16 protein-coding genes and 3 pseudogenes are annotated in these 20,384 nt (G+C 42.7%); 16 read left to right on the top strand and 3 right to left on the bottom strand.

The genetic code is table 11. The features are described from left to right. Positions 1-34 precede the first annotated feature (34 nt). The 5 genes from O9H85_RS37675 (at position 35) to O9H85_RS04695 (ending at position 3,818) form a co-directional block, all read left to right on the top strand. Positions 35-241: an MFS transporter gene (locus O9H85_RS37675; RefSeq protein ID WP_409348097.1), complete on the top strand. Its 207-nt coding sequence runs from the start codon at positions 35-37 to the stop codon at positions 239-241. A 30-nt stretch (positions 242-271) separates the two neighbouring features. Beyond that, a complete protein-coding gene (locus O9H85_RS04710) occupies positions 272-463 on the top strand; it encodes a hypothetical protein (RefSeq protein ID WP_269880126.1) in 192 nt (63 codons plus the stop codon). Between the two features lie 14 nt (positions 464-477). Next, positions 478-1,797 (top strand): sulfatase family protein, encoded by a 1,320-nt coding sequence (locus O9H85_RS04705; protein ID WP_269880125.1) that lies wholly within the window; start codon positions 478-480, stop codon positions 1,795-1,797. 169 nt (positions 1,798-1,966) lie between these two features. Beyond that, entirely contained in the window at positions 1,967-2,746 is a 780-nt protein-coding gene (locus O9H85_RS04700; protein ID WP_269880124.1) for a M55 family metallopeptidase, read from the top strand. A gap of 301 nt (positions 2,747-3,047) precedes the next feature. Then, positions 3,048-3,818 carry an HpcH/HpaI aldolase family protein gene (locus tag O9H85_RS04695; protein WP_269880123.1) on the top strand — a complete coding sequence of 257 codons (771 nt, stop codon included), beginning with the start codon at positions 3,048-3,050 and terminating at the stop codon, positions 3,816-3,818. A gap of 235 nt (positions 3,819-4,053) precedes the next feature. Here O9H85_RS04695 and O9H85_RS04690 read toward each other — a convergent pair. Then, positions 4,054-4,759, bottom strand: a pseudogene (locus tag O9H85_RS04690) (IS6 family transposase). Positions 4,760-4,859: 100 nt separating this feature from the next. Then, positions 4,860-5,774, bottom strand: coding sequence for a phytanoyl-CoA dioxygenase family protein (locus O9H85_RS04685; RefSeq protein WP_269880122.1), 915 nt, complete (start codon positions 5,772-5,774; stop codon positions 4,860-4,862). 166 nt (positions 5,775-5,940) lie between these two features. Here O9H85_RS04685 and O9H85_RS04680 point away from each other — a divergent pair, with 166 nt between their 5' ends. The 10 genes and pseudogenes from O9H85_RS04680 to O9H85_RS04635 all read left to right on the top strand — a co-directional run bounded on the left by O9H85_RS04680 (position 5,941) and on the right by O9H85_RS04635 (position 16,528). After that, complete coding sequence (locus O9H85_RS04680; protein WP_269880121.1) at positions 5,941-6,792, top strand: helix-turn-helix domain-containing protein; 852 nt, start codon at positions 5,941-5,943, stop codon at positions 6,790-6,792. Between the two features lie 307 nt (positions 6,793-7,099). Then, a complete protein-coding gene (locus O9H85_RS04675) occupies positions 7,100-8,413 on the top strand; it encodes an ABC transporter substrate-binding protein (protein ID WP_269880120.1) in 1,314 nt (437 codons plus the stop codon). Between the two features lie 121 nt (positions 8,414-8,534). Then, on the top strand, positions 8,535-9,380 hold the full coding sequence (locus O9H85_RS04670; protein ID WP_269880119.1) for a carbohydrate ABC transporter permease: 846 nt from the start codon (positions 8,535-8,537) through the stop codon (positions 9,378-9,380). Between the two features lie 18 nt (positions 9,381-9,398). Beyond that, positions 9,399-10,232, top strand: a complete 834-nt coding sequence (locus O9H85_RS04665; RefSeq protein ID WP_269880118.1) for a carbohydrate ABC transporter permease — start codon at positions 9,399-9,401, stop codon at positions 10,230-10,232. A 214-nt stretch (positions 10,233-10,446) separates the two neighbouring features. Next, positions 10,447-11,229, top strand: coding sequence for a helix-turn-helix domain-containing protein (locus O9H85_RS04660; protein ID WP_269880117.1), 783 nt, complete (start codon positions 10,447-10,449; stop codon positions 11,227-11,229). A gap of 114 nt (positions 11,230-11,343) precedes the next feature. Beyond that, positions 11,344-12,231, top strand: a complete 888-nt coding sequence (locus O9H85_RS04655; RefSeq protein WP_269880116.1) for a phytanoyl-CoA dioxygenase family protein — start codon at positions 11,344-11,346, stop codon at positions 12,229-12,231. Positions 12,232-12,323: 92 nt separating this feature from the next. Next, on the top strand, positions 12,324-13,538 hold the full coding sequence (fdhA, locus tag O9H85_RS04650; RefSeq protein WP_269880115.1) for a formaldehyde dehydrogenase, glutathione-independent: 1,215 nt from the start codon (positions 12,324-12,326) through the stop codon (positions 13,536-13,538). A 70-nt stretch (positions 13,539-13,608) separates the two neighbouring features. After that, positions 13,609-14,538, top strand: coding sequence for an NHL repeat-containing protein (locus O9H85_RS04645; RefSeq protein ID WP_269880114.1), 930 nt, complete (start codon positions 13,609-13,611; stop codon positions 14,536-14,538). 396 nt (positions 14,539-14,934) lie between these two features. Continuing rightward, positions 14,935-15,744 (top strand): phytanoyl-CoA dioxygenase family protein, encoded by an 810-nt coding sequence (locus O9H85_RS04640; protein WP_269880113.1) that lies wholly within the window; start codon positions 14,935-14,937, stop codon positions 15,742-15,744. 160 nt (positions 15,745-15,904) lie between these two features. After that, positions 15,905-16,528, top strand: a pseudogene (locus O9H85_RS04635) (IS6 family transposase). A gap of 277 nt (positions 16,529-16,805) precedes the next feature. On the opposite strand, the pseudogene O9H85_RS04630 reads toward O9H85_RS04635, so the two are convergent. Then, positions 16,806-17,512, bottom strand: a pseudogene (locus O9H85_RS04630) (IS6 family transposase). 446 nt (positions 17,513-17,958) lie between these two features. Between O9H85_RS04630 and O9H85_RS04625 the strand changes: the two are divergent. Next, entirely contained in the window at positions 17,959-20,325 is a 2,367-nt protein-coding gene (locus O9H85_RS04625) for an AraC family transcriptional regulator (RefSeq protein WP_269880112.1), read from the top strand. Positions 20,326-20,384 lie beyond the last annotated feature (59 nt).

Raw genomic sequence — 20,384 nt, 5'->3', positions numbered from 1 at the left:
AAAACTCGGACGACCGTCCCCCAACTGACGCCAAATGGTCTTCAACTGGGGATTCAACTTCCTGATCGGCATGTTCTTTCCGATCCTGCTTGCTAGCATAGGGTTAGGCAAAATATTTATTGTGTTCGGTTTGATTGGCATTGGGGCATTTTTCTTTGTCCGGAATTTGGTCCCGGAGACGAAACAGCGTAGCCTTGAAGAGATTGAGGTGGAATTTCGCGGCTCAGCCAATACTTTGTAAACGCTACCTAAAACTTATCCGGGTGAATGGTTGACAAAACCGGAAGGATTGGGTGAATTGCAAAAATTGCAAGGCATGGATCTGGCATCATTCGCTGCGATTCAAAAAATGATTGCTGTATATTACGGCATGATCACACTAATTGATGAAAGTATTGGTACAGGGATTTCCCTCATAATGCAACCGAAACAAGATTTGATGCGAATTCATTTTATCTTTTAGGAGGTAATAGTTAGATGAACGTCATCTATCTGCACACGCACGATACTGGGCGTTGGATTGAACCGTACGGATACAACGTTCCAACACCGAATATCCAAAAGTTGGCCGAAGAGGGAATTCTGTTCCGACAAGCATATTGCGCGGGACCAACCTGTTCACCTAGTCGAAGTGCCTTATTGACCGGTATGTCACCTCATTCGGCAGGAATGATCGGACTTGCCCATCGAGGTTTTCAGTTGAACGATTATAATCAACATCTGGTGCAATTTTTAGGCCATCATGGGGTCGAGACAGTTTTGTGTGGCATTCAACACGAGGCGTCGTCTGTTGATATGATCGGCTACAGCCGAATTCTAGACGAACAGGATTATAATATGGGTCAATACGATACCGACTGGACCGAATGGGACTTGAACCGCGCCAAAATCGTCGCTTCGTTCCTCAAGGAGAATCACCAAAATCCGTTTTTTCTTTCTTACGGGATGTTTAATACCCATCGCGAATATCCGCAAATTTCCGAAGGAATTAATCCGAATTATGTGGTGCCACCCTTTCCACTTTACGATAATGAAAAAAATCGGGAAGAGATGGCTCGGTATATTTCGTCAGCCAAAGTGGTGGATCAGTGTGTGGAGATTGTCATGGAGGCACTAAATGAGTCTGGGTTAGAAAATGATACTTTGGTCATCTTTACTACTGATCATGGACCTGCCTTCCCCTTTATGAAGTGCAATCTGTATGATACTGGAATCGGTGTTTCCCTAATTCTTAAGTATCCAGGGAACAGTAAAAAAGGAGAAGCGATAGATGCTTTAGTTTCTCAAATTGACTTATTCCCAACGATTTGCGATTTCCTAAATCTTGCTAAACCTGATTGGCTGCAAGGGATATCCCTCATGCCTATTCTGCAACGAGAAACAGATAGTATTCGAACGGAGATTTTTACTGAGGTTACGTATCATGCGGCCTATGAACCAATGCGTTGTATCCGGACTGAACGTTACAAACTCATCAGGTATTTCGATGACTGGAATCAACCGGTTCCCGCCAATATAGACGACAGCTTAAGCAAAGATTTTTTAATTGAGCAAGGATACCTCACAACAAAACAGAACAAGGAAATGTTGTTTGATTTATATCTGGATCCAGTGGAACGTATTAATTTAGTCCATAAGGACGATTATCATCCAATTTATCAAGAACTTGCTAAGAAGCTGGACCGGTGGATGAAGGAAACTGGTGATCCGCTATTAAATGGGAAGGTAGAAAAACCGGAAAACGCTATTGCAAATAAGAGAGATTGTCTAAGTCCAAATATGTGTGATTTTGAGTAAATCGTGAGAATTAACGTCCAATTCATGGGGGCTACTGCGATTGCCATTTAATGATTACGAATTCAAACATACAGAGCATAGCGGACAGGCAGTAATGTGCTAATTATTCGGCAGCCATACATTTATGGTAATATAAAGTAGGATTTAGCGATCGAGAAGAGGTGTACTTATGAAGTCATTTTTTATTTTGACCGATCTGGAAGGTCCGGCCGGCGTAGACAGCTTCACTCAAACTCGACCAAGCGACGGATTTCCCGATCGCATTGAAGCTGCCAAGAATCTATTGGCTCAAGAGGTGAACGCCTGCATAGAAGGAATTCGCTCCGTATACCCCGACAGCCGCATCGACGTTTGGGACGGTCATGGGCCGGGTGGACTTCATAAAGAAGATGTAGTGGGGGGGACTTATTTAAGGGACGGTCACCCCTATAAATACATGGCAGGGTATGACGCTTTATTATTCGTCGGCCAGCATGCCATGGCGGGCACGTTCAACGCTCCTCTGTGCCATACCTATTCCTCCCAAACGATTGCCTATTATAAGCTCAATGATGTATTTATCGGCGAATTCGGTGCAAGAGCATTAATCGCTGGACATCAAGGGGTCCGAACGGTTTTTATTTCAGGCGACGACAAAGCGATCCTTGAAGCCCGGATGTTTGTGCCGGAAATTGAAACGGCCGTAGTAAAGCGGGGGACAGGTATCGAAGCAGCGGTACACTTGGCGACAGATGAAGCGTGCCGCGTGATTCGGGAAGGTTCGGCTAAAGCGGTCCGACGAATCCCGGAAATCAAACCTTTTACGGCAATAAAGCCGCCATTTGTTCTGGAGATGGGGTATCTGCAGCCTATGCAAGCCGGCGAGGCGCCAACCGGTCCGGATGTTGAATTTATTAACGACAGGACTATTCGTATATATAACAGGGAAATTAAGGACCTTCCTCTCTAAAAAGGTGACATAAATCTTCATTGAACTATTGGGCAGCGTTCGACAAGTTCTGCTATAAACGCAAACAGCGTGAAATGCAGGAGACTTCATCTATGTTACCTTAGCATTGCAACTGAAGATGGGAATGACGAAACCATGCTGACGATAGTTCAGAAAGGTTTCAGAAGTAAGTTGGAGACAGACTTTGAGGAGATGGTCAAGGTGAACGAAATTTAAGAATGCATTTATTGTCGCATTCTCGATTCTCCGTGTCCAATGTAAAGTCTAGCAGCAATAATCTGAATACCAAGGTGGTTGTAATATGTTTAAAGAAACGTTACAAAAGGGAAGCACCGTTTTCGGTATTTGGCAACGTATTCCTTCTTCTGCCGTCTCAGAGATTCTTTCTGTTGCCGGTGTTGATTTCGCTGCAGTCGATATGGAACACGGTCCTATTGATATTTCAGACCTACGTACGATTGTTCCAGTTTTTAAAAGCAACAGCATACCGGTACTCCTACGTATCCCTTCAGCACATCTCTCGTTAATAGCCAAAGCACTTGATCTAGATGTTGACGGGATTATTGTCCCGCAAGTGAGCACTGCAGCCGAAGCAGAGGCAGCGGTTGCAGCTTCCAAATTCTCTCCTATTGGTAAACGGGGTATAGGTGGTCCATGTGCTGCAGACCATTACGGGGATATTAGTGCTGAAAAATTTACCGACATTGCTAATGATAGAGTTGTCACCATCGTACAGATTGAAAATCAACAGGCAGTCGGTAATTTGGATGAAATTTTAGAGGTCACAGGTATCGATCTTTTTTATATTGGTCCGTTCGATTTATCGCAATCGTTAGGGATAACCGGACAAATGGATCATCCGTTATTGATCGAAACCATTCAATTTGTGATTGATAAGTTAATAACCAAAGGCATCCCCATCGGCATGCATGGTGTGAACGGTGAATTTATTAAGTATTGGAGGAACCGTGGGGCGAGTCTCTTTACCTACGGCATGGATAACGCATTTCTGAAAAACAGTGTACGAAGTGCGTTTGAATCATTAAGTTCGAATATTAATAGTACAGATTAAGCTTATGTAGGATATAATTTGTCGTACCCTACAAATCTGCCATCATAATCGAGGCGGGTTAATTCTCTCGGTATGATTTGAATATCTCACGTAAGATCGATTGGGGCTCTACTGAACTAAAGAGGGGAGCTTAGTTCAACGCTCAATTGTGGTAAAATGAGACCGTTAGCTTATTATCATTGGTTGTGTTGCAATTTAATAAAAACGATAGTCTTAATTTTAGATGATAAGAAATTTATGCAGCCAATTCGAACAATTTATGGATCCAATCAACATCGGAAAGAACAGGTGATATTTCAACCTGTTCTTTCCTGAGCATATGAAAAGCTTCAATTCCAGAAATTGTTTTCTCGGCTGTCCGGAATGAATTGAATCCCATCATTGCATTTGTAATTTTCTTTATGAATCGATGGTCCTGCTCCACAATGTTGTTAAGGTACTTTGTTTGTCTGATTATGGTTTTTTTCGAAAGCTCCTTTTCATTCATTAGCTGTTCTAGTGCGGGTGGGTATGCGGGGTTCTTATCTACCGTGATCACGCGCGGCGATGAATTGTGTTGCGACGATAACACCTTCTTGAAAAAGCGTTTCGCCGCATGAAGATCACGGTTTTCGGACAGCATGAAATCCACCGTGCTTCCCTCGGAATCCACTGCTCGATAAAGGTATTTCCACTGTCCTTTGACTTTGATATAAGTTTCATCGACTCTGTAAGAATCGTTAGTTGGTTTTAAGTAGGGGCAAATCCGTTTGTCTATTTCGAGTCCGAACTGATGGACCCATCGCATGATCGTCGTATGCGAAATATGTAACGCTTCGTTCTTCCATTATTTCTGCGATATCCCGATAGCTTAAGCTATACTTCAAATACCACCTGACTGTTAACAAAATAATCTCCGCTTCGTAATGTTTCCATTTGAAGAGATTTATGGTTGTCTCCAAGTTAATTTACTCCATCCCTTTGATTCATTTAGATCCAATATTAGCATGGATGAAGTTCTTGCACCTCAACCTAAAATTACGATGGAACGGATATTATTTCTTAACGTCTCCAGTATTTTTGATGCGGGTAACGGAACGTCGCCGGTTCCCTCGTTTCTGCAATGGCAAAAGCTCCAAATGGCCTGTATTCAAATGCCTGTTCTTTAGAACCGTAGGACGTTTGCTTGCGCCGCTTGATACATTCCAGCAGTACTTGTTGCTTTAATGATAAATATTCCAGTGTATGAGGTCCGAACTCAGCTTCGATTTCACCCGGACGGAATTCGAAATATACTGTTCTGCGGAGAGGGTTACCATCACCGCTTGGGGAACCGTGAAGCACTTGAATATCATGGAGTATAACATCTCCGGGTTGCATAGGAACTGGAATCGCGTCAGAAGTATCAAATTGGGGTCTACTGCAACGTTCGTCCGCTTTCTCCTTGCTCCATTTATTGCTCCCTGGAATGACCCACAAGCATGTTTTGAGATCTGCTTCATCCAGGTAGAAATCCACATTAAAAATCGGCCGTGAATCTGTACAGCCTTCAGGTACAGCCGCATCCCTATGCCAATCCACAATAATGCCTTCATCGGGTGCCTTTAAAACCATCGAATCCCAGGTAGGAATAAAATTGCGCCCTTGAATCTTCTCAACTGACTTCAAAATAAACGGGTGGCCTAACAGCGCTTTCATTGGGTTGCTCTTTTCAATTATATATTCGATCCGGCGTAGCACGTCCTTGCCTGATTTTACTCCTTTTCCATATAAATAATCGGGATCGCCGATTACTTTAGCAACCCCTTTATTGTACAATTTCATCATTTCATCTTGCAAAATGTCGAGTTCTTCCCCAACCACTACATTGCGTATAACCAGGAACCCGTTGTCCAAAAAGAATTGTGATTGTTCGTCGGTAATAAGCTCTTGTTTTTGTGCATCAATTACCGGTATATCGATTTTTTGAACGCCCATTTTTATCTCACTCCTTTAAAATATTTCTTTTGCTAATATCTTAATTGTAAATAGTCAGTTTATGATTGTATTTGGTTTAAATTAACAATTAAGTTTCCCATATCACTTTTTCGCTTGACGTTCGATTCAACGTTGAATTATCGTGGATTTGAAAGGGGCCTGAAATATGTCTAATATCTTACATTTGCTTGAACCTTCAGAAACGATTGAACAATTAAACGAATGCTTTTTCCCTCCCTATATTACCCTGGCTCACTTGTTTAACGCTCCGAAGGGATGGGGGATTAAGACCCGTACATTGACACAGTATCAGCTTCAATATGTTTTGGAAGGCAAAGCAGAATACCAGATTGAAGACAAAAGCATCACCACGAAGAAAGGCGACCTGGTGTATCACTCTCCCAATGTACATCATTCTGTAAACACCGTCGGTGATGAACCATACATATGCATTTCTATCGTATTTCATTTTGGCTCATCCCAATTACCTATGGAAAAGCTTATTGGTGAAAGTCGTTACATAGGAAATTTCATTGAGCATCCGATCGAGAATAAATTATCTCAGCTGATCACTTATTATCACCAACCAGGTCCTCAAAACCAAATCAAATGCCAGGGTTTGCTTCTACAGCTTATTTACGATCTGCTGCAATGGAATCAGGAGCAATCCCAAACCAAAGTTCAGGAAAAAACGAAAGCAAAGATGGTACTGATCCGTAATTATATTGCAAATAATTTTAACAAAAACATTCAACATAAAGATTTGGAAGAGGTTTCCGGCCTCACCCGGAACTATATTATTGTCAAATTTCGAAAAGCCTTCGGCATGACACCTTTTGAATATATGACTTTAGTAAGGATCGAGAAGGCTAAAGAACTGGCCATTCAAACCAATCTTTCCATTAGCGAGATCTCCAGAGTTATCGGATATACCGACGTTCACACCTTTGGTCGGATGTTTAAAAATAAAACTGGGGCCAGTTTAAGCCAATTTTGCTCTTCATTAGTTACAGATTAAAGCAAAGGTTGCCTACCCTCATGCGGGCGGAATGGACATGAGTAGATAAGTTGTTGATTTGCCGGAATCACAAGTGACCATTCAAATCGCAAAGGGGAATGTCTGAACTCACCGGGCATTGTATCAAAAAGCGTTTTCGATAAAACTTGAAGCGTTTTCAATAAATACGAAATTTGAAATTTCGTATAGCATTGGATATGGAAAGAGTTTCTAAGCATCTTTTTTCCTACACCTTCAAAGGAGGATCATCCGTGTAGTATCCGGAATGAAGATGCGGTAACTAACCAATTGTGGGGGTGCACCTGATATGGGTAAGAGAAATTGGTTCCTCTGTTCTAGTTTGATTACTGTATTTATGCTTGCCGGATGCAACGGCGGAGCCCAACCGGCACCCACAGGTCAAAATGCTGCGTCTAATACGCAGACGACCAAAAAAGAAGAAACGAAAACAACGGCGAGCGACAAACCTTTTAAGGGGCATGAAGTAAGCGTTTACACTTCCCTCAAAACACGTGACGCTAAAACGTGGGGTGAGCTGGAAAAAGCAGTGGAGGAAAAAACAGGAATTAAAGTAAAAGGAATTGAAGCACCGCAAAATTATCCGGACCTTGTTTCCAAAGTAACGGTTTCTTTATCTTCCGGAGGAAGCAACTACGATATTATATACTTAGATGAATTATTAACGACCACTTTTAAAAGCGCTGGTTTTTTGGAGCCGATTAGTGATGTAATGGAACCGGTAAAACAAAACTTTTCAGAATCAGTTTTAAAATCGATTTCAATGTCCGACGGTAAGTATTACACGGTGCCAATCACAACTGAGGGTATGTATTTATTCGTAAATAAAAAATTATTTGCAGATGCGGGTTTGAAATATCCGACGAATAAAGAAGAATTTCTCGACGCAGCGAGAAAACTTACCAAAGACGGGGTATACGGTTACGGCGGCAGCTGGTCCAAAGGCGGACAGTTGTTTAATGACGCGATTCGCTGGACCTATGCTTTCGGCGGAGACTATTTAAATTGGGATGACCCGAATACTAAAGCGGCTTTTCAACAAATGCACGATTTTCTATATAAAGACAAAGTCACCGCAGCCGCTGCTTTAGGTGATACATACGATCAAATGAATCAAAAAATGATTGACGGTAAATATGGAATGGTTTATCAATGGGCCTATTTGTCTGGTGTAATGAAAGATAAATTCGGTAAAGATTTTGAAGTTATCCCTGTCCCGAAGTTTAATACCAACCAAACTTTGGTTGCAGGATGGCATATGACCTTAAATAAGAATTCCAAGCAAAAGGACGCAGCCAAGGAAGTATTGAAATTCATGGCGTCGAGAGACGGACAAAAAATATTTGTAAAGTTTCCACAACAAACCGCTGGAGACCAAACTGTTATTAAAGACCCGAAGGTAATTGAAGAAGTACCGTTCATTAAATATATTGGACAATACTCGGAGGCAGGCAGTTTTAAAACAAGACCGATGGATAAAAATATAAATAAACTTCAAGATGCAACCGAATCCGCCCTTCAATCTTACTTATCCGATCAAATCACCTTGGAAGAATGCATGGCTCGGGGCCAAAAAGCAATTAAAGAAATCCTCGGAAAATAATTGAGACCTGTGTTTAAAAAAAAGGGAGAAACGGAAACGCTGTTTCTCCCTTCTAATGCTTTAGAGAGGAGTGCTTCCCATTCAACATCTATTGAATAATCGAAGAAAAAAGTTAATTGTTTTGGCTTGGATCTTGGTAGCTCCTGTGTTGATTATACGACTGTTAACCTCATTATATCCTATGATCATGACTGTAGTGTACAGTTTGCTCGATTATAATTTGATCCATCAAACTAAGGAGTTTGTTGGATTAAATAATTTCAAGCAGATGCTGAGTGATTTCTCGCTGCACACTACATTATCCTTTACTTTTATTTTTACTCTGATCTCCATCATCCTACACATTGTCATTGGTGTTGCTTTAGGTCTTCTATTAAACGTACAGTTCAGAGGAAAAAAATTTTTAAGAAGCATTGTATTAATTCCTTGGGCGCTTCCCGTTATTGTGGCCGGTATTGCGTCTACATGGATGTTTAATAAAGATTATGGAATGGTTAATGATTTGCTGTTTCGGCTGGTTGGTATAAAGCTGGATTGGCTCGTAGCCCCCTTCAGCGCAAGAATCGCTGTTATTCTTACTGATGTTTGGAAATCAGCGCCTTTTTTTTCCATCTTAATTTTGTCAGGTTTACAATCAATTGAACATGAGGTATATGAATCAGCACGAATCGATGGGGCAAGCAAATGGAAAACCTTTTGGTATATTACCATTCCTCATATTTTAAGACTTATAGTAGTTCTAACGATTTTCTTCAGCCTATGGCGTCTTACCACATTCGAACTGATTTATGCTATGACGCAAGGAGGGCCGGGTAACGCTACTTCCTTGCTCAGTTATATTATATACACTGAAACTTTTAAAAATTTAAATTTGGGTTACGCCTCAAGCATTTCCGTAGTTTTGTGTCTTTTTATGGTGATTATTGCTTTATTGGGCTATACAGTAATTAAACGATTACGCTATTAGAGAAGGAGGAATTCTTTGTTGAGGCGAGGAGTCATAGCAACCGTCAGCATTTGGTTTTTTACTATTTTTACGGGGCTTATTTTTTTACTTCCGGTTTATTGGATTTTTATGTCGTCCCTAACACCCAAAGAACTGTTGTTTACTTCGCCCGTTCATTACTTTCCTTCCAAGCTAACATTGGAAAATTACATTCATTTGTTCGAATCGGTGAAAGTTGGCCTGTTGGCAAAAAACACATTAATCATTATTAGCATTACCTTAGTTGCAACAATTTCTTTTTGTTTAGTGGCGTCCTACGCTTTTGCTCGAATCCCTTTTAAAGGGGCCAAAGCGTCGATGACCTTTCTAATGGTATCGGCGATGCTGCCACCTACGGCAACCATTATTCCTTTATATCAATATGTTAGCGAACTGAAATTAATAGATACTTATACAGCCATGGTCATTTTATATACTAGTTCCTTTATCCCCTTTACCGTAGTTCTTTTTGTATCATTTCTAACTCAACTGCCTAATACGCTTGAGGATGCAGCTATGGTAGATGGGGCAGGCATTTTAACAACCATTTTTAAAATTATACTTCCCGTTATGAAACCGATCATTGCTACAATGGCCATTATCAATTTCATTCATGGCATGAACGAATTTACAATACCTTTGATTTTCGCAATGGATCAAGTAAAACCATTGAGTATCGGTATTACTGAAATTCCAAGGATCGATCAATATCAGGTGCCATGGGAAACCATCAGTGCTTTAGCTTCCATTATGCTGGTACCAATCGTCACCTTTGTTTTGATCTTCGAGCGCCATATTATGGAAGGCTTAATGGCCGGTAGTATCAAAGGGTAATGTGCAAAAAAAATAGTCTTGGTTGAGTAAGAAACCAAGAACCTAACATGGACAGTCTTGCGCCAAGCTAGCTGTCCATGTTGTCTTTTGAATCCCTAGGATTCTCCTTGTCTTATATTCTTGCTTGTAGTAACTTTAAAATAAGTTAAATTATTCTATTTCCTTATACCGTTAAACGAACTGCAAGCACTGTAGCTACATAGGAGGATTGTTCATGCCGCAGCCTGTTGTAAAATCCAGTTTTGCTGAGCATTCTGCGATTTGGGACATGGGATTCCATTCTCATGATTCTTTTGAAATATCGGTTGTTTTGCATGGACGTGGCCACTTCGAATGCCAAAACGTGATATATCCGATTGAGACTGGGAACGTCGTGATCATCCATGAACAATTTCTTCATGCCTATAGGGCTGAAACTGATATTCGTTTTGCCGTGCTGGAAGCCAATCACATGCCTGTTGAAACTAAGAAGCTATTTCATCAGCTCACTCCGATAGATAAACCTGATTTAAAGCTGCTTTCACCTATAGCGTTGGAACAGTATGAAGGCTTATTTAGGCAGTGGCTTCGCATGATTTCGCAACCACTTAAGCAAGAAACGCGATGTATCACTACTTGGGTCGATCTTTTGATTCTCTTTCTTTTGCAATATCAAAATGATGGACCACTCAGCATTTCCGTTGCATCTTCTGCAGACCACATTCGTTCTAATCTCAAAAGTGAGATATCCATTAGCGAGCTTGCTAAACAATGCGGATTGTCAGAATCGGCTTACCGTTCCCAATTTAAAGAGGCTTTTAATGTTTCGCCAAAGCAGTATCATCAATCTTGCCGAGCTGCGGAAGCGAAATGGCTGCTGCGTACAACTAACCGATCGATTCAATTAATTGCTGAGCAGGTTGGCTTCTCAGGAGTCCATTCCTTTAGTGCTTGGTTTCAAAAAAATGAAGGCGTCTCTCCATCCGATTGGCGAAAAATTCAACAAGGCCGACCATAAGCGTTCTTTTTGCACAAATACTTAAGCGTTTTCAATAAATACTTTTTAGCTGTCCTTCTTTATACTTGAATTGTAAACAACATTGAATTCTTAATTGTTGGGAGGAAATAAGGGATGGCTGTAAAAGTGAAAATGGGTGAAAGTGAATTGGAGCTGAACGGACCTTACTTGACGGAGCTCCGCGATTCTAATGATATTCTCAATAATACAGAAGCTCTGCGCGAAAGATTTAAAGAGGATGGTTATTTGTTGATTCGCGGTTTTCACGACCGAAATAAAGTACTGGCCATAAAGCATACGTTTTTACAAAGGATGGCGGATCAAGGAAAGCTTGCTCCTAATACGCCTATTGATGAAGGTATCATTGGAACGGAGAATAAGGCGGCTAATTTTCAAGGAAGCCACGAACAACCGCAGGTACTGCTAGATGTAGTAAATTCGGAAAGCACAATGGCCTTTTTCGACAGGTTTCTTGGTGGGGAATCAATGACTTACGATTATAAATGGGCCCGCGCTATGGGGACCGGTGATTTTACGGGGGCTCATTACGATATTGTATATATGGGTCGAGGGACGAAAAATCTGTACACTTTATGGACTCCTTTAGGAGATATCTCATACGACCTTGGAGGTTTGGCGATTCTGCTAGGTTCTCAACATTTCGACAAAATCCGAGAAACATACGGACAAATGGATGTCGATCGTGATAAAGTAACGGGGTGGTTTTCCAACAATCCCTTGGAATTAATAAATACTTACGGAGGGTGTTGGGCAACGACAGAATTCAAAGCAGGAGACGCTTTGATTTTTGGAATGTACACAATGCATGGGTCATTGACGAACCAAACAAACCGTTATCGGCTGAGTACCGATACACGTTATCAATTGAAATCAGAACCTGTGGATGAGCGGTGGATAGGAAAAAAACCCAAAGGTCATTACGCTTGGCAAAAAGGGGAAACCGTCAGCATGGAGGAAGCTCGGCAAAAATGGGGCGTGTAGCCAGGCCGTCATGACGAAATCCTCTCTATTAGAGAATGAATCGAGGACTATAAATATTTAGAAAAGTTCAAAAGAAATGGAGATGGCAAGCTATGCCTGAAAATCGTGCAGTTGTCTACAAAGAACCGGGGAAAGTTGCAGTTGAAGATATTAGTTATCCTGATCTGGTGCTTAGGGACGGTCCTGGGGTAAATCCTTTGAATGTAGGACGCAAATGCCAGCATGGTGTCATTCTGAAGGTGGTTTCTACCAACATATGCGGTAGTGACCAACATATGGTCCGGGGTCGAACAACCGCGCCATCCGGTCTTGTTCTTGGACACGAGATTACTGGTGAGGTCATCGATGTTGGACGTGACGTTGAGTTTATTAAGAAAGGCGACCTTGTATCAGTGCCTTTTAATATCGCCTGCGGCCGTTGTCGAAACTGTAAGGAACGGAATACAAACGTTTGCTTGAATGTAAACCCGGACCGTCCAGGATCGGCTTATGGGTATGTTGATATGGGTGGCTGGGTCGGTGGGCAATCTGAATATGTGATGGTTCCATATGCTGATTTTCAATTGTTGAAATTCCCGGACAAAGAGCAGGCTATGGAAAAAATCCTCGACCTGACGATGTTGTCCGATATTTTTCCAACTGGCTATCATGGTGCCGTAAGTGCAGGTGTGCGTCCCGGCTCTACGGTTTATGTCGCCGGGGCCGGTCCGGTAGGTTTGGCTGCAGCGCATTCCGCGCAGCTATTGGGTGCGGCTGTAGTTATCGTGGGTGATCTAAATGTGGAAAGACTTGCCCAAGCAAGAAGCTTCGGCTGCGAAACCATTGATTTAAGTGTTCATTCGAATTTGGCCGAACAAATCGAACAAACTCTTGGCATACCAGAAGTGGATTCAGCGGTTGATTGTGTCGGTTTTGAAGCACATGGTCATGGTCAAGGACATTCAGAAGCCCCGGCAACCGTACTCAATTCCATTATGGAAGTTACACGCCCAGGCGGTAAACTGGGGATTCCGGGTCTGTATGTCACCGGAGATCCTGGAGCCGTGGATACGGATGCTAAGATCGGTACACTTAAAGTTCGTTTTGGTCTCGGTTGGGCTAAATCCCATACATTTTTTACAGGTCAAACACCAGTTATGCAGTATCATCGCGATCTTATGATGGCAATATTGAACGGCAAGGCCCAAATCGCTAAAGCAGTAAATGCAACCGTCATCTCCTTAGAAGAAGCGCCGAGGGCTTACGCGGATTTCGATCGAGGCGTTTCAAGGAAATTCGTAATTGATCCTCACGGACTTATTCATTAATCCGGATATTAACACATCGACAATCCATTACTGGAAATGTACCTATTAATTTTAATGAGGGGGGATTCGATTGGTTGGAAATCTTATCATTGGAAGCGCATCGCACTGTTATCAAGTTCTCGAGGGATGGGGGCAATTACCCCAAGATATTAAATATGGGTATACCCACGGCATTTGTGTGGATGATGAGGACCGTGTCTATGTGCATCATACCGGCAAAGAGGCGATTATCGTTTTGGATAAAGACGGTCGATTTCTTACCTCATGGGGCGCCGAGTTTGAAGGGGGAGCACATGGATTTTATCTACATCGTGATGCTGACGGAGTGCAGTACCTGTATATGACCAATACAAAGCGGAGCATATTGGTGAAGACTACTCTGACCGGCGAGGTGCTGCTGGAAATTGGTACACCGGATCGTCCGGATCTTTATAATGCGGATCGCAGGTATATCCCAACAGACGTTTGCATAGCTCCTAACGGCGACATTTATGTATCCGACGGATACGGCCAATATTATATTCATCAGTATGATGCTAAAGGGACCTATATTCGCAGCTGGGGCGGACGAGGTTCTGAGCCGGGACAGCTTATCGAACCGCATGGAATCTCCGTTAATCTCCGAGGGACGGAGCCCGAACTGTACGTTGCGGATAGGAGAAACCACCGAATTCAAGTGTTTACGCTTGACGGAAAGCATAAACGTTTCGTAGATCATGACCTTGATCTTCCCTGTAACTTTTACTTCTTTGGCGACGAGGTTTATATCCCTGATTTAAATAGCCGTGTTACCGTTCTCGACAGAGAAGATCGTTTGATCACCCATCTTGGCGAAGATCAGCAAGCCTACAAGCAGCAGGGCTGGCCTAACCTTCCTAAATCCTACTTTCGTCCTGATAAATTTAGCTCTCCTCACGGCGTATGCGTCGATTCTCAAGGCAATGTTTATGTTGCCGAGTGGATTTCCGACGGCAGGATCACGAAACTGGTGAGACAGTAGTTATGAAACAGGAAAGTGCCACTGTGTTTTCCTTGACATAAGTTCTATCTGCCGAAAGCCCGAATGCTATTGTTATCCTTAATTTGTGAGGGCATATATTAACGGAGACCGGACTTAAGCTTATTCGATGCCAGGGGCAAACTGACGAAAAATGACCGTATACAAAAGGTCTTAACCCGTTATCCCGTAACTCAGGGTTAACAATTCCAAGAATTCGGGAACAACAGCGAGTTGAATGATCCGCCCGGGCAGCGAGGATTTATTCACCGGACTTTTAAATATACTCACAAGATAAGTTAATTTCTAAACCGTGGCAACATAGGCGAAGAAAATTTAAGCGCAGATCTATAGAATAAGAAGTGTCAATGCAGGTTATTGACAAAGGAGAATGGAAATATGAACGTCACTTTAACTGATGAACAATGGAGAACTTATGAACAGCAAGGGTATCTTAAATTGGGCAAAGTACTGTCGGATCTCGAACTGGTTGCACTTGCTCAACGGATCAATCACATTATGCTTGGCAAAGCCGATTGCGATTACGATCGTTTTATGATGCAGCGTGAAGCTGGTGAGGGGCATGAACAATCCGGTCAGACAGTGGGTTTTAAAGGCTCAACGTTGAACTATCGGAAAATAGAAAATCTAGAGTTCGATTCTCTGTTTTTATTATATTTGCAAAAACCGTTGTTTCGCGAAATATGCGAAAAAGTATACGGGCGGGATACCCGGATTTCCTGCTTTCGAGCCATGTTCATGAATAAGCCGGCGCGTCATGGTTCGGTTCTTCCCTACCATCAAGACCGCTGGACCGATCTGGACCGCGATCCATTGGTTACCGTATGGACCGCTTTGGATCCGGCAACCATTGAGAATGGGTGCGTGAAGATTTTTCCTAAAACCCACCGACAATTAATCAACCCAGAGAATCCTTCCGGCTTCCTAACCCCGGATCAAACCAATCAATTGCTGGGAACCATGGAACCTGTCAATCTTGAACTTGAAGAAGGTGAAGCTGTCCTGCTGAATAATTGGACCGTTCACGGATCCGAAGGAAATAAAAGCGATTTTTCCCGTCGCGCTTTTAGCGTATGTTATATGGATGCAAATACCGTTTCCTCTGCGGGTAAGAGTTTCTCAGTTGTCTTTGGATCCGGTGCGTTGCAAGCCGATTTCTACATAAATAAAGAGGTAAAAGCAAATTAGAACCTTGTTGAAAGGTATTTTCAGGAATGCGGTATTAAATTGGGTTGTGGTGCAAAGCTCTTAAATCCATGATAACATGATTGAAATGAAGTCATGAGATGGAGAAATTACATTGGAAAAGGAATTAGATTTGTTTAAGTAGAAGCAGTATGAATCAGAGATTATCTTGCTGACAATAAGATGGTATTTAAAATATAGCCTTAGTTATCGTAATCTAGTGAAGATGATGGAAGAACGAGGACTACATATGGCTCATACAACCATCATTCGATGGGTTCACCAGTTTGGCCGGAATTAAACAAGCGAATTGGTCCCTTTCTGAAACCGACCAACGATTCCTACCGAACGGATGAAACCTACATCAAAGTCAAAGGACAATGGCTCTATCTTTATAGGGCAGTGGATTCAACTAAAATACGATAGATTTCATGCTTTCTGAAAATCGAGATGCTCTCACGGCCAGACGATTTTTCAAGAAAGCGTTGACCTCACCATACAATCAATCGCCGCGCGTGATCACCGTCGATAAAAATCCAGCTTACCCTATCGCAGTAAAACAATTGAAAGACAAGCCATGAATCAAGAAACATTACTACGACAACAGAAATATCTAAACAATATAATTGAACAAGACCATCGATTCATAAAGAAAGTCATTAAACCAATGATGGGATTCAAGTCTTTTAATACTGCAGAGAAAACAATTGCTGGAATCGAAGTCATGCATATGATAAAGAAAGGGCAGGTCGAATGCATTCATTCGTCTGTCCTTTCTGCAGTTTGATCCATTTTAATAGTTGCACCAAAACCTTAAGTGATAACGATGGCGAATCCGCGCTAGGCGAACGCGGCCGTGTATGCGAAACAAGCCGTAAATAAGTTTATTTGCACGGTTCGCTTACACTATAGCATTTTTTGTTACGGATAACGATAGCTTAATAATCACCATTGAGCAGGTCGCCGGAGCAACCTGCTCATGTATTAAACTGGGGTAGTAACATTGGAGGTTGTGTTGCAAAAATAAAAATGTTAAGAGTAGCAGCTTCACATCATTGGATAAGTTATGCAGTTAATCCAAATAATTTATTAATCAGTTCAACTGCTGAAAGGGCAGACGAAGTATCTTCGGCCTGCCCTTTCCTGATCATATTCATGGCTTCGATTCCCTTTAACGTCTGTTCAGCGGTCAGAAACGATTTGAACCCATGCATTGGATTTGTAATTTTCTTTATGAATCGGTGATCCTGCTCTACAATGTTATTCAAATACTTGGTTTGTCTCATCAAGGTTTCTTTCGAAAGGACTTTTTCATCCATTAATTGTTTAATTGCTGGAGGATACGCTGGGTTTTTATCCACTGTAATTACGTCGGTGACTGATTGTGAGGGGACGACATTGCCTTACTAAAAAATCGTTTCGCCGCGTGAATATCACGATGAGCAGATAACATGAAATCAATGGTATTCCCCATCGAATCTACTGCTCTGTAAAGATATTTCCATTGTCCTTTGACTTTTATGTAAGTTTCGTCAACACGATAAGAATCGTTGGTCGGCTTCAAAAAGGGGCGAATTCGCTTGTCTATTTCTGGCCCGAACTCATGGACCCACCTCATGATCGTCGTATGAGAAAGCTTTAATCCTCGTTCACTCATCATTTCTGCTACATCTCGGTAGCTTAAGCTATATTTCAAATACCATCTAACCGTTAATAAGATGATTTTCGCTTCGTAATGTTTCCATTTAAACAGATTCAATGATGTTTTCAACCTAATTTACTCCATCCCATGTGTTCGTTTAGACCCAATATTAGCATGGTTGAAGTTCTTGCACCACAACCCCATGGGGGTAATTATCCTGTCGACCAGTGTGTTAGCGCTGCTGGCTTACTTCGGCTTGGTGCAAAAATCCCGAAATATGAAGCTGGCCGTGTAGGAGAGGCTAGGTTTGTAAGAAGAGTTTTATTAAGAGGGGAATATTTCGTAGATCTCGCGACGGGGACTAGATCCTCTTCCAAGCACAATGATATCTCTTCATTTGGGCATTTTGATTATTTATTCATATTTGGGGCTTGTCCATGGGTTATAACCCAAATATGCTGCAGGAGCTTAATTTCAATTTAACAATATTTTTACTCCCTCTTTACGTAGGTATATCCTACAGTTAATCCTCATTTGGTAGATTGGACATATCTGGGATTAAGAGGTGAGGATATATGCGATACGGCTTAAAGCTAACCTGGTTCAAAAAAATAATGCTGTTCTTTTTGATCGTGGTCGTGATCCCTACCGTTTCGATAAGCTCCATGTACATATATAATTACACCTCCGAACTTCAAGACAAGTATAACAAGCAGCTGGATACGGACGTTCATAATTTTTCCTCACAGCTGCAACTGCTGATCAATCAGATCGATGGATTATCGCTGCAGCTGTCGCTTCAGACCAACCTCAATTCGCTCCTATCGTCTCCGGAGAGCGCCGGGAAGTACGATTATTACGTCCTCCAAAATTACCTGCGGGATCAAACGTCCGTTAACGGGATAACCGATTCGGCTTATATTTATTTTCAGTTGAGCGATCGGGTGCTGACGACGAACGAAGGAATGTATGACCTTAAGTCTTTTTACGATAAATCGTTGTTGGACGGCTTTCTGACCGGCGATAGCCGGCCGGAATATCAGGTTAGAGAGCTCAAGCGCGATCCGTCACGGCCTCCGGTCGAGGTCATCTCATTCGGCAGGACGTTGCATTCAACAGGGAAATATGCGCTCGGGGAGCTGGTCATCAACGTTAAAAAGGATGAATTTTTTGAAGCTTTTAAAAAAATAGTTCAGCTAGACGAACAGAGCGGCGTATTCATTGTCGATCTGAAAAACGGACGAACGCTGTTTCGGAGCGGTGAGGGTAGTGGCGCCGAGGCGGTTGCCGACGTATTGGCCCAGTCTGCGTCCTTAAAGCAGGGTCAAACGGCAACCGTGAAATCGAACGGCCGAAAGTATTTCATTAATTATCAAACCATACAGCCTCATTCCTGGATGCTCGCCAAGGTAATGCCCTACGATTCGTACGAACGGGAGGCCGCCGCGAGACTGAAAATAACCGTCGCCACCAACGGTGTTGTTATTATGATAGGCTTTCTGCTCTCGTATTTGTTCGCCCTAGCGATTTACAGCCCATGGCGGGAAATCGTAACCCGTTACCAATCCATCTTCAGAACCGCTACGCAAAATCAAAGCCTCGACGAATATTCGTTTATCCGTAAAGGAATCGACTCTATTCTCGATGAGAACAACCAGATCAAATCGGCCATCGATCAAGTGGAACCTCTTGTGAGACATAAACTCATATATGACCTGCTTAACGGCAGCATTCCCCATAACTCATGGACAAGCCGGCTCCTGGAGCAGAATGGGATTCGGTTCAACTCGCCTTACTTCACGGTTTGTATCGTCGCTCCCGAATTGAAATCGTCTTTGAAGGAGGGTGACACCGGGCGCGAAATACACCTTTTCCTGTTCGGACTGACCGAAAACGTGTTTCGAACCCGAATGGCGGCCGCCGGGACGCTGCTGGATGAAGACAGGTACGCTTTCATTCTCGGTCTTCCCGAGGAAGCTTCTGCGAAGTATCGCGATGAAGCCGTTGTCGGCGCCGGATTGATTAATGAGACATGGAGACATATTTTGAACGAGCTGTGCCGCACCGTCAATGAAACGGCGCTGACTAGGTTTGACAGGAGCCTGCAGTTTTCGTTCGGCAACGTGTGTTCCGATATTCTGGACGTGCAAGAATCCCACAAACATGCCAAGCGAGGCTTCAAATACAAGGCGCTGCTGAACAAATCCGATGCGGTGTTTTTCACGAATACGACCTGCAAAAAGACAATTCCATACCCGATTTCACTGCAAAAGGTTCTTGCCGAGGGGATCAAGTCAGGAAATAGAAAACAAACCGGGGAAGCCATTTCCTCTTTGTTACAGCAATACGTTCATGAAAGAAAGTTTCCGCTCGATAAGGTCCAGCAAATGATCGTGATATTGCTGAGCGCCGTAATCCATGAGCTAATCCGGGAAGGTTACGAGCTGGAGGAACTGGAGACGGAGCATGTGCTGCGGATCGACGACTGCAGCAATAATGTGGAGCTGGAGACTCTCCTCCGCGAATACCTGGGCAGTATCATTACCAGACTCGAAGCCTGCTCTGATCAAAAGAGCGACAATATTTACGTTGCCAGGACTATCCGCTTCATGGAAGAAAACTATGCGAGCAATATATCAATCGGCGATATTGCCGGTGAAGTCGGGGTAAGTCCAAACTATTTAAGCCGTATTTTCAAAGCCGAAACAGGCATATCCCCGCTCGAATATTTAACGCGATGCCGGATGGAGCACGGGAAACGACTTCTATTGGACGAAAACCGGTATGCCCTTCAGGAGATCGGTCAGCAAATCGGCTACCACGATGTGCAAAGCTTCATCCGTTTTTTTAAGAAGCATGAATCCGTCACACCTAGCGTATACCGCAAGTCGGCGTTAAGCGAAGGTCGGAGAAAAGGCCATATCCTCAATGACATCCAATAGTAAATTTCTATCCTGACTCATCACTTTTTGATGTGGTCAGGATTTTCGCTATTTCTTCG

The organism is Paenibacillus gyeongsangnamensis, from assembly GCF_027533625.1.
GTDB classification, from domain to species: Bacteria; Bacillota; Bacilli; order Paenibacillales; family NBRC-103111; genus Paenibacillus_G; species Paenibacillus_G gyeongsangnamensis.
The sequence above is the reverse complement of the archived record's forward strand: the minus strand, read 5'-3'. Positions and strand labels throughout refer to the sequence as shown.

What these genes read in the sequence shown, in the direction of transcription:
- O9H85_RS37675 (WP_409348097.1), top strand. Translation starts at nt 35, where the DNA reads ATGGTCTTCAACTGGGGATTCAACTTCCTGATCGGCATGTTCTTTCCG.
- O9H85_RS04705 (WP_269880125.1), top strand. Translation starts at nt 478, where the DNA reads ATGAACGTCATCTATCTGCACACGCACGATACTGGGCGTTGGATTGAA.
- O9H85_RS04700 (WP_269880124.1), top strand. Translation starts at nt 1,967, where the DNA reads ATGAAGTCATTTTTTATTTTGACCGATCTGGAAGGTCCGGCCGGCGTA.
- O9H85_RS04695 (WP_269880123.1), top strand. Translation starts at nt 3,048, where the DNA reads ATGTTTAAAGAAACGTTACAAAAGGGAAGCACCGTTTTCGGTATTTGG.
- O9H85_RS04685 (WP_269880122.1), bottom strand. Translation starts at nt 5,774, where the DNA reads ATGGGCGTTCAAAAAATCGATATACCGGTAATTGATGCACAAAAACAA.
- O9H85_RS04680 (WP_269880121.1), top strand. Translation starts at nt 5,941, where the DNA reads ATGTCTAATATCTTACATTTGCTTGAACCTTCAGAAACGATTGAACAA.
- O9H85_RS04675 (WP_269880120.1), top strand. Translation starts at nt 7,100, where the DNA reads ATGGGTAAGAGAAATTGGTTCCTCTGTTCTAGTTTGATTACTGTATTT.
- O9H85_RS04660 (WP_269880117.1), top strand. Translation starts at nt 10,447, where the DNA reads ATGCCGCAGCCTGTTGTAAAATCCAGTTTTGCTGAGCATTCTGCGATT.
- O9H85_RS04655 (WP_269880116.1), top strand. Translation starts at nt 11,344, where the DNA reads ATGGCTGTAAAAGTGAAAATGGGTGAAAGTGAATTGGAGCTGAACGGA.
- fdhA (WP_269880115.1), top strand. Translation starts at nt 12,324, where the DNA reads ATGCCTGAAAATCGTGCAGTTGTCTACAAAGAACCGGGGAAAGTTGCA.
- O9H85_RS04640 (WP_269880113.1), top strand. Translation starts at nt 14,935, where the DNA reads ATGAACGTCACTTTAACTGATGAACAATGGAGAACTTATGAACAGCAA.
- O9H85_RS04625 (WP_269880112.1), top strand. Translation starts at nt 17,959, where the DNA reads ATGCGATACGGCTTAAAGCTAACCTGGTTCAAAAAAATAATGCTGTTC.